General features: G+C 69.5%; 8 protein-coding genes and 2 pseudogenes. 5 read left to right on the top strand and 5 right to left on the bottom strand.

Translation table 11 applies throughout. The annotated features are described in order from the left end of the window. Together ACFWWU_RS37040 and ACFWWU_RS37035 are read left to right on the top strand one after the other, a co-directional pair. Positions 1-933, top strand: a 933-nt coding sequence (locus tag ACFWWU_RS37040; protein ID WP_384153553.1) for a tetratricopeptide repeat protein, incomplete at its 5' end; no start/stop codon positions are given. A gap of 289 nt (positions 934-1,222) precedes the next feature. Further along, the gene (locus tag ACFWWU_RS37035) at positions 1,223-1,696 is read left to right on the top strand and encodes a hypothetical protein (RefSeq protein ID WP_384153550.1); all 474 of its coding nucleotides are present in this window, start codon (positions 1,223-1,225) and stop codon (positions 1,694-1,696) included. A 107-nt stretch (positions 1,697-1,803) separates the two neighbouring features. Here the strand turns inward: ACFWWU_RS37035 and ACFWWU_RS37030 are convergent, their stop codons facing one another. Next, complete coding sequence (locus ACFWWU_RS37030) at positions 1,804-3,195, bottom strand: erythromycin esterase family protein (RefSeq protein ID WP_384153547.1); 1,392 nt, start codon at positions 3,193-3,195, stop codon at positions 1,804-1,806. A gap of 206 nt (positions 3,196-3,401) precedes the next feature. Here ACFWWU_RS37030 and ACFWWU_RS37025 point away from each other — a divergent pair, with 206 nt between their 5' ends. Then, positions 3,402-4,217 (top strand): S1 family peptidase, encoded by an 816-nt coding sequence (locus tag ACFWWU_RS37025; RefSeq protein WP_384153544.1) that lies wholly within the window; start codon positions 3,402-3,404, stop codon positions 4,215-4,217. Positions 4,218-4,422: 205 nt separating this feature from the next. After that, the gene (locus tag ACFWWU_RS37020) at positions 4,423-5,643 is read left to right on the top strand and encodes an alpha/beta hydrolase (RefSeq protein WP_384153540.1); all 1,221 of its coding nucleotides are present in this window, start codon (positions 4,423-4,425) and stop codon (positions 5,641-5,643) included. A 147-nt stretch (positions 5,644-5,790) separates the two neighbouring features. On the opposite strand, the gene ACFWWU_RS37015 is transcribed toward ACFWWU_RS37020, so the two are convergent. Further along, on the bottom strand, positions 5,791-5,961 hold the full coding sequence (locus tag ACFWWU_RS37015) for a hypothetical protein (RefSeq protein ID WP_384153537.1): 171 nt from the start codon (positions 5,959-5,961) through the stop codon (positions 5,791-5,793). A 151-nt stretch (positions 5,962-6,112) separates the two neighbouring features. Then, positions 6,113-6,463, bottom strand: a pseudogene (locus ACFWWU_RS37010) (transposase); the annotation flags it as partial. Positions 6,464-6,705: 242 nt separating this feature from the next. Between ACFWWU_RS37010 and ACFWWU_RS37005 the strand changes: the two are divergent. Beyond that, positions 6,706-7,290: pseudogene (locus tag ACFWWU_RS37005) on the top strand (pentapeptide repeat-containing protein); the annotation flags it as partial. A 141-nt stretch (positions 7,291-7,431) separates the two neighbouring features. Here ACFWWU_RS37005 and ACFWWU_RS37000 read toward each other — a convergent pair. Then, the gene (locus ACFWWU_RS37000) at positions 7,432-7,626 is read right to left on the bottom strand and encodes a hypothetical protein (protein ID WP_384153534.1); all 195 of its coding nucleotides are present in this window, start codon (positions 7,624-7,626) and stop codon (positions 7,432-7,434) included. 4 nt (positions 7,627-7,630) lie between these two features. Then, the gene (locus ACFWWU_RS36995; protein ID WP_384153532.1) at positions 7,631-8,296 is read right to left on the bottom strand and encodes a hypothetical protein; all 666 of its coding nucleotides are present in this window, start codon (positions 8,294-8,296) and stop codon (positions 7,631-7,633) included. Positions 8,297-8,460: the final 164 nt, after the last annotated feature.

The following is an 8,460-nucleotide window of genomic DNA, read 5'->3' as shown; positions in this document are numbered from 1 at the left end:
CAAGCGGCCGCCCACTCCCATGCGACGACGCTGCGGACGATGGGGCGCCTGCGGGAGGCCGAGGCGGGACTACGCGAGGTGGTGGACGTCCGCCGCCGTACCTCCGGAGAGCGACACTCCGCCACTCTGGCCGCCCGGTACGACCTCGGTGCGGTCCTGAACTCCCTCGCTCGGCGTGCCGAAGCCCGGGCCGAATTCGAGTACGTGCTCCACGCGCGGGTGGAGCTGCTCGGCGAGCGGCATCCCGTCACGCTCAGAACCCGGCACCGGCTGGCCCGGGTGCATTTCGCGCAAGGGGCATACTCCAAGTCGCTCGCTGAGTTCGACACGGTGCTCGCGGCCGCAGGCGAGCGCGCCGACGACCCCACCACGCTGACCACACGTCACCATCGCGCCCGGGTACTGCTGGCCCAAGGCGACGCGGCGTGGGCGACGGATGAGTTCGAAGCCCTGCTTCGCGACCGACGACGTGTGCTCGGCCCGGAACACCCCCTGGTGACCACCACCCGCCACAACCTTGCCCTGGCCTTCCTTGCCCGGGGCCAGTTCACGGAGGCCGAACGCGAACTGCGCGCCGTCCTCCTCGACCAGCGGAAGATCTTCGGCGAACGCCACTACTACACCCTCGCCACACGCCACGAGCTCGCCCGGGCCGTTTTCGCCCAAGGCCACTACGAGGAGGCCGAGCCGGAGACGGCCCTGATCCTCGCCGCACAGCGGGAGGTGCTCGGTGACGACCACTCCTACACCTTGGCCACCCTCCACACCCACGCCGAGATCCTTGCAGCGTCTGGCCGGACAGTGGAAGCGGCGGCGGAGCTGGCGCAGGTCCTTGCCCAGCGCACCCGGACCTTGGGAGCAGACCACCCCCAGACACGCGCCACACGCACCGCGCTCCATGCGATCACGCCCTCAACCAGCGACGAGCCGTGAACCCTCGGGCAAGGATGACTTCGCTGTCCGCGACCTCCAGCGCCCGAGTCTGGAGCAGTGCCGGAACCGAGTGATGCGCCTGAGCCACAAGCTGGTGACTCCGATGGATGTGACCATCACTGTCAGGAGCACGGCACCCGATGTCCTAGGGCACGCGGAGCGGAAGCGCCGGTAGCCGGTAAGAGGCCGCCGGAGACGGAGACCGTGAGCACCGCTGGCTGGCGGGAACCAAGGGCCCTGCACGTTCGTCAGCCCGTTGCGGGAAGGCAACGACGGATGGTGGAGGGTGATGACGATGGATCCCATAGCGGTGGGGCTGCTGGCGGCGCTGGCCGGCGGCGCCGGTGGTGAGCTGGGGCGGCAGGCATGGGCGGGATTGGGCGTGTTGGTCAGGCGCCCGTTCAGGCGCGCCGACAGTGGGACGATTCCGGAGCCAGTTGTCGGCCCCGGCGTCCTGGAACTCGACCGGTTGGCTGAAGACCCCGCCGATCTGGGGCGAGCGCAGGCACTGAGCACGGCGCTGGCAGCCCGGGCGGTCCTGGATCTCGAATTCAGTGCCGGCCTGGAGACATGGCACCGACAAGTGCAGGCGGTGCGTACCGGAGATGGAGACGTCAACAATCACATCAGCGGTGGCTCTCTGTACGGGCCGGTGCTGCAGGGCCGGGACTTCTCCGGGCTGACTTTTACCATCCCCCAGTCCTCGACGCCGCCCTCTGCGGTCCAGGACGATGGCAGCGTAGTGCCGCCGGTACAGGACTGACCGGGCGCGGCAACCGGGTTCGGGTTCTCAGCGGAATCACCGTGTCAGCACCTCTGAGACGGACGTCGAGCACGGCTGTGCGTGAAACGGCGGCCTCATCGCCCGGATCATCGACCGCAATCCTGGCAGAGCGCGTCGGCCGCCCGGACTCGATGGAGGTGGATGAGGACGTCGTAGGCCCGGCCGAGGGCGAGGGTGGGCAAGGGGTCGGGGGTGAAGGTCGAGCCGGCGTCGTACACCGGCCGGGCACGGTCGAGCCAGGCGCGGGCCGCGCCGGGCGCGGTCCGCAGGTCGAGGTAGAAGTCCCGGTAATCGACCCGGTCCAGGACGTGCTCGTTCATGCCGGGGCGCGCCGCCGGGACGGTGACGGGCTTCCAGTCCCCGTCGAGGGAAGCGTCCTTGGTGAGGAAGGAGCCGCCGGCGAAGCTGAAGCCGATGGCGGCGTAGCCGTTGCCCAGGCGGTCGCGCAGCACGGCGCCCTGGGTCCGCGGGTACATGTCCGGATGGGTCGAGAGGTATCCGACGTGGCCGTTGTGGGCCGAGAGAAGCATCTTGTGGCCGGTGTGGCACTGCCACCACAGGACGTTGTCGGCCATGGCCTGGTCGCGCAGGCGCTCGGCGGCGGTGACCGAGGCCGGGTCGGCGAGGTCGAGGGTGGCGAAGGCGAAGGTCTGCGCGATGTTCCGGGCGTGCTGCACCGTCCACGCGGGGTCGTCGCCGCCGCCCTCCTGGTGCTCGGCGACCAGGTCGAGTGCCTCCTGGGCGCGTGCGGCGTTCTCCTCGCGCTCCGCGACCGGTTTGCGCAAGTAGCCGAAGATGTCGTCGAAGGGGCGCAGCCCGGCGTACAGCTCGGTGAGCCGGGGGAGTGCCTCGGGCCGAGTCCTGCCGACGGACGACAGCACGCGCTCGAAGATGTGGTCGCCGAGCTCGGGCGCCCCGAGGTCGTCCCCCATGAAGTGGACCCGGTGGTCGGGGTGGCGGCGGTTGTGCTCGCGCATCCAGGCGATCAGGCTGACGAACTCCTCACGCTCCCAAGGGGATCCGGCCAGCGTCTCCTGCGCGATCGTCCGCGGGTCGCCGGGACCGCCCTGGAGGTACTCGTCGATCCTGAGCCCCGCCGACCAGCTCATCTCCAGGGCGAAGGTGGTGAAGCCGCGCTCCTCGACAAGGTGCCGGAAGACGCGTTCCTTCATGGCGAAGAACTCGTGCGACCCGTGCGTGGCCTCGCCGAGACCCACCACCTTCGCGTCGCCGACCATGGTGCTCAGCGCCCGCAGGTCCGCGGTCCGGCCGCCGGGCTCCGTGGAACGCAGCGGGTGAGCGGACCGCTCCAGGGACCGTACGAGGGCCGTTTCCCGGTTCGCTGTTCCCGAGTCGGCGGACACGGCCGGTGCGGCGGCAGCCGTGGCAGCCGCGGGGACGGCCAGCGCCGTGGCGGCGAGGGCTCCCGTGAGTGCGAGAAACCCTCGGCGGCCGATCGTCTTCCTGTACCTGTGCATGCTGATCACTCCTTGCGCGTGGGGGCTTCCCGAGCCGATCAAGTGATCTTCGTGTGCTGTGGCGCGGACCCGCGCTGGGGTGCCCCACCGACTTCCACCGGGGGATACCCCCACCGCACTCGGCCCGCTACCCGGATGGTCCGGTGGATCTTGAACCGAGCAGGGTGGACGAACACATTCCGATTCACGAGGGAAGGAACCTCCCTGTGTCCAGCTTGAAGTCGGTGGCCCGCCGCGCGGCGCGCATCACCGCCGTCGGCGCTCTCGCCGTCGCGACGTGCGCCACCTTGATGACCGGCAGCGCCGGAGCGATCGTCAACGGGAACGATTCCACGGAGCGCTACCCGTTCATGGCGTCGATCCCGGAGTCGGCCCCGAAGCACGGGGTGTACGACGGCAACTGCGGGGCGTCGCTGATCGATCCGCAGTGGGTGCTGACGGCGGCCCACTGCGTGCGGGGCGACGGCCTGGTGCTGGACGGCATCGTCCGGATCGGCAGCGAGCAGCGGAAGTCCGGGGGAACCGTCCGGGCCATCGAGCAGACCGTCGTTCACCCCGGCTTCGCGAGCGGTGACGGGAAGGGCCCCAACAAGAACGACATCGCGCTGGTCCGCCTCGACCGCCCGGTCACCGAGAAGCCCATCCGCATCGCGGAGCGGGCCGGGCGGCCCGGCACCCCGACCCGGATCCTGGGATTCGGCACCACCGTCGACACCGAGCTGAAGTTCGCGGAGCGGTTGCAGGAGCTCGAGACGCGCACGGGCGCCGCCGGCGAGTGCGCCCCCGGCTATGCGGACCGGACCCGGCTGTGCACGATCAGCCGTGTGCCCCAGGCCATGGCGTGCTTCGGGGACTCCGGCGGGCCGCAACTCCAGAAGGGCCGGCACGGGCGATGGGAGCTCATCGGAGCCACCTCGGGTCCCGGCGCCCCGGGGGTCCCCTGCTCGGCCGGGCCGGGCCTCTACACCGACGTGCCCGCCTACGCGGACTGGATCCGGAAGACCATCAGGGGCAACGCCTGACCCGGACAGCCGGAGACACCCACCGACCTGCGTGGCGGCTACGCCGCTGCCCAGCTACGTCGGACGCTCTGAGCGCCCGGTGAAGATCGCGGTGAGGGGCGAAGCAACCGCGGGCCTCTTCGGACGTCTGTCGGAATGAAGCCCTCGTGTGGCGCCCGGGAGCTGCTGCCGGGCGCCACCGTTCACCGTTCATGGAGACCGTCCCTTGAATCACCACGACACACCCACGACCCGCCGCCCTCTTCGATCCTGCGCTCTCGCCGCGTCCACGGCGGCCCTCTTCGTGCCGCAGGCCCTGGCAGGGAGCCCCGCGTCCGCCGCGACCCCCGACTCTTCCGCCCAGGGGCCGCGGCGCGTCGCCGCCGTCACCTACGACCTGGGTGACCAGGCCTACCGGCTGCCGGGAACCGGGGAGCCGGTCGAGATCGCCGCGACCGTGCACTACCCGACGGATCTCGGCACCACGCCGCGGCCCCTCATCGTCCAGCTGCACGGCTGGCACGAGACCTGTGCGGACCGGGAGGCAGCGGCGGCCCGGTCCGCCGCCGAACTCGCCCAGGACTGGGACGCGTATGAGGCCGCGAGCCGGAAGCTGTTCAGCTGGCCCTGCGCCCCTGGCACCCGTCCGATCGCCAACGAGCGCGGCTACGACTACGTGGGCGAGGAACTGGCCGCCCGCGGCTTCGTCGTGGTGTCCGTCCGCGCCAACGGCATCAACGCCTCGTCGGTGTCGGGCGACGAGAACGCCTCCGCACGGGCGGACCTGATCAACAAGCACCTTGCCCTCTGGCAACAGCTCAGTGCCTCAGGCCGCGGCGGTCTCGTCGGCGCGTTCCGCGACGCGGCCACGGGCAAGCCGCGACGCGTCGACTTCATGCGCCACGTCGACCTGAACAAGGTCGGCACCATGGGCCATTCCCGTGGCGGCGCGGGCGCGACATGGCAGGCGGCCGACCGTCACAAGGCCCAGTGGCCCGCCGGGGTCAAGATCAGGGCGGTCATGGCACTGGCCCCCGCCTACAACGTCATGACCGAGGACATGGGCGCGTACGAGATCACGAAGACCCCCGTGGCCGTGATGCGCGGGACCTGCGACGGCCAAGTCGGCCGTGAGGCCTTCTCCTTCGCCGCCGAAGCGACCGCCAGGAGCACCGCCGGGTTCCACCGGGTCGCGATACCCGGCGCGAACCACAACTACTTCAACACGCGGTGGTCGCCGGAGAGCGGAGAGGTCGCCGCCGGCGACGATGCCGGTCACGACGACGGCCGCCCCGGCCAGTGCACCGAACCCGGTGGCTCCACCTATGAGCCCCAACTGACCGAAGCCGCCCAACGCCGGGTCGGCGCGGCCTACACCGAAGCCTTCTTCCGGCGGTACCTCACCGACGGCAAGCGGTTCGAGGGCATGCCGACCGGCAAGCGGTAGAGCGACTGAGAGGCGCCTGACGGGCAGAAGCCCAGGTCAGGCGCCTTTCAGCGACTGCTCCACGTGCCGGCGTACACGGGCGTCGAGGGGCTGCATCACGCAGAGACGGACAGCGCGCTCGGGCGCGCCAGGGCGCCGTGCGTCAAGTCATTCGGTGGTGACCAGATCGACGTACAGGGGCGCGAAGAGTTGCGCGATCTTCAGCGCCGGGGTGCCAGCGCGGAGGTACGCCTCGGCGATCTCTCTGTGCCCATCGACCTCCAGGAGGCGAGCGACTTCGGCCCGGTGCTGGGCGATGTGCGTGCGCAACTCCGTCATAGTCAGAGAGGCCAGCGGACGTGATCGGGGCGAGGTGGTCCTCGGGCGAGATCCCGAGTGCTGACGCTCACTTCAACGCCTAAAGCTGTCCCGCAAAATGATCTCCGAGCCGTTTCAGGCATGGTCGGCTGCGGTGTGGCCAGCTGGTCTGTCCGGCGAGGGCGAGGTTGTGCATCCGGGCGATGCCGAGCATGGCGTGATGGACGCCGTCGCCTTTGAGGCGGCAGTCGCGGAGGATCTTCCAGGTCTTCATGCGGGCGAAGACGTGCTCGACGCGGGCACGGACCTGCTTGTGGGACTTGTCGTGTTCCTCTTTCCAGTCCGGGAGTTCGGCCTGGCCGCGCTGCCGGCGGTGAGGGATGACGAGTCCGGTGCCCGGGTAGCCGCCGTCGGCGATCGTGAGGGTCTTGCCGACTGCGGCCTTGGCGCCGGAATCCTCCCATGCCTTGCAGTCGTTGCGGTTTCCGGCGAGCGGTCGGCCGACCACGACGACCAGGCGGGTTACGCTGCTCGTTCGTCAGCGCGGTCCTCATGGTAGAGCGGGATTTTGATGTGGGGTCGCCAGATGTGCTGTGTGGTCTTCACCGTGTAACGCAGCGCGTCCACGCCATGGTCGTTCTGCTTGAGCGGCGCAACCGCACTCCTCAAGACTTGCGCGGGAGGCTCGCTCGTACGATCACGGAACGTGCCGGGACCTGTTCACGGTCTCCTCTTCAAGTTCATGAGGAGCGGGTGTCTGCCTCACGTGTTTGGCGCACCGGCCCGGAGCATCCCGATCCTGGCCTCACCCCGGATCCAGAGGATGTCGCCGCCTTGTACCGGCAGCTCCGCAAGGCGTTCGAGGACGGCAAGAACGAGCCCGGCGCGGCCGACTTCTACAACGGCGAGTGCGAGATGCGCCGCCATGACCACACGGGCACCCCGAAGGGCGAACGCCGTCTGCTGTGGGGATACTGGCTGCTGTCCGGTACGGCCTTCGCGCCTCGCGCGCCCTGGGCTGGCTCGCCGTCTCCATGCTCACCACGATCGTTCTGATGATGGGCTTCGGCCTGCCGAACAGCGACCCGAAGCAGGGAAGCCACCGGCGTCGTCCCCGTGGGCGGGGGCCAGGTCACCTTCGAGATCGACAAGAAGAACCCCGAGAACCCCACTGGCGACCGGTTCACCAGCAGGCGCTTCGAGAAGGTTCTGAAGGTCACTCTCAACTCCGTGGTCTTCCGCTCCAGCGGGCAGGACCTGACCACCGCCGGCGCCTACATCGACATGACCTCCCGACTCCTGGAACCAACCCTCCTAGCTCTCGCCATCCGCGGACGAATCAAACGCTGACCCACGAGCGACTAGCTGTACGCCTGACCGCTGTCCTTTGACAGGAAGTTAGGCGCGTTGTCAGCGAACTGAGTCGTCTGTATCGGCGCCGCCCAGTCCGCTGACCTGCTGTGTGGCTGTGTCCACGTGGGTTCACATGTGCTAGGCGCGGCGGCTCACCCGACCGCTCCACCCGGAACTGCCCGAGGAATCCATCGCGGTGTCGGTGGCCTCCGAGTACTGCGGCTCCTCCAGCCACTGCGGCTGCCTGCCCAGCCGAGGGGCGGCCGGGTCCGGGACGGGACCGTCGGCGGGGACGGGCTCGAAGACCACGGGGCGGAACCGGGGATGCTCCATGCCCTCAGCAGCACTGGAAGAAGAACTCGGCGTTCTTGCCATCCGGCGAGAGAAACAGGTAACCGACGCCGGTGTCACCGAAGTTGACATCGAAGGGCAATTGGCAGGAGTCGAGCTGGGCGACCAGCTGCCAGCCCTCGCCCGGCAGGCCGTCGCCCTGCAACCAGACCGGCACCACATCGGGGCCGCCGAGCTGGTTCATCCGGATGCTGCCCGCGGTGTCCTTCTGGCGCTCTTCAAGCAGCTCCTCCAGCCGCCACGCCCGGTTCTCCTCGTCCTCGTCCTCGACCGGCTCCATTTCCCGCTCGACACGGGAGAAGTCGACCTCCTCCTCGACCCGGAGCAGGTGGACCCGGTCTAGGTCCGTCGGCCCGGTGGCCGCCGCCCGGGTCTCGAAGGACTCGGTGACCTGCCCTCCCGGCTGGACGACGGTGGCGTGTTCACCCGAGAACCCAATGGCGAACAGATACACCATCCGATCCCCGTCCCCGCCGACGTCCGCCGCCGGCACCCGGAACTGCCCCATGAACGGAGCGAGTTCGTTCTCGTAGGGGTCGACCGGCCACTGCGGCTCCTCCAGCCAGTGCGGCAGGCCGCCCAGCCTGGTGCCGTCCGTGACGGCTGCCTCGGCGTCACTCGCCGGGTGGTAGGACGTGAAGCGGTACCGCATATGGATCCCCCGTTGTCGACCGACCTGCTGTGCTGCCGCATAAGTTATCGCCCGTCACCGACAGCCTGGGCCGCTGGCCCGTACCGCATCGACGTACGACATCTCGAAGTACGGCCCGCAGGACCCACCCCAGCCGGTACGGACTCGAGGCACCCGTCACCTCA

The organism is Streptomyces sp. NPDC058650, from assembly GCF_042717315.1.
Taxonomy (GTDB): domain Bacteria; phylum Actinomycetota; class Actinomycetes; order Streptomycetales; family Streptomycetaceae; genus Streptomyces.
The sequence above is the reverse complement of the archived record's forward strand: the minus strand, read 5'-3'. Positions and strand labels throughout refer to the sequence as shown.

Bases quoted from the DNA above. Each gene is read 5' to 3' on its own strand.
- ACFWWU_RS37035 (WP_384153550.1), top strand. From the start codon at position 1,223: ATGACGATGGATCCCATAGCGGTGGGGCTGCTGGCGGCGCTGGCCGGC.
- ACFWWU_RS37030 (WP_384153547.1), bottom strand. From the start codon at position 3,195: ATGCACAGGTACAGGAAGACGATCGGCCGCCGAGGGTTTCTCGCACTC.
- ACFWWU_RS37015 (WP_384153537.1), bottom strand. From the start codon at position 5,961: ATGACGGAGTTGCGCACGCACATCGCCCAGCACCGGGCCGAAGTCGCT.
- ACFWWU_RS37000 (WP_384153534.1), bottom strand. From the start codon at position 7,626: ATGGAGCATCCCCGGTTCCGCCCCGTGGTCTTCGAGCCCGTCCCCGCC.
- ACFWWU_RS36995 (WP_384153532.1), bottom strand. From the start codon at position 8,296: ATGCGGTACCGCTTCACGTCCTACCACCCGGCGAGTGACGCCGAGGCA.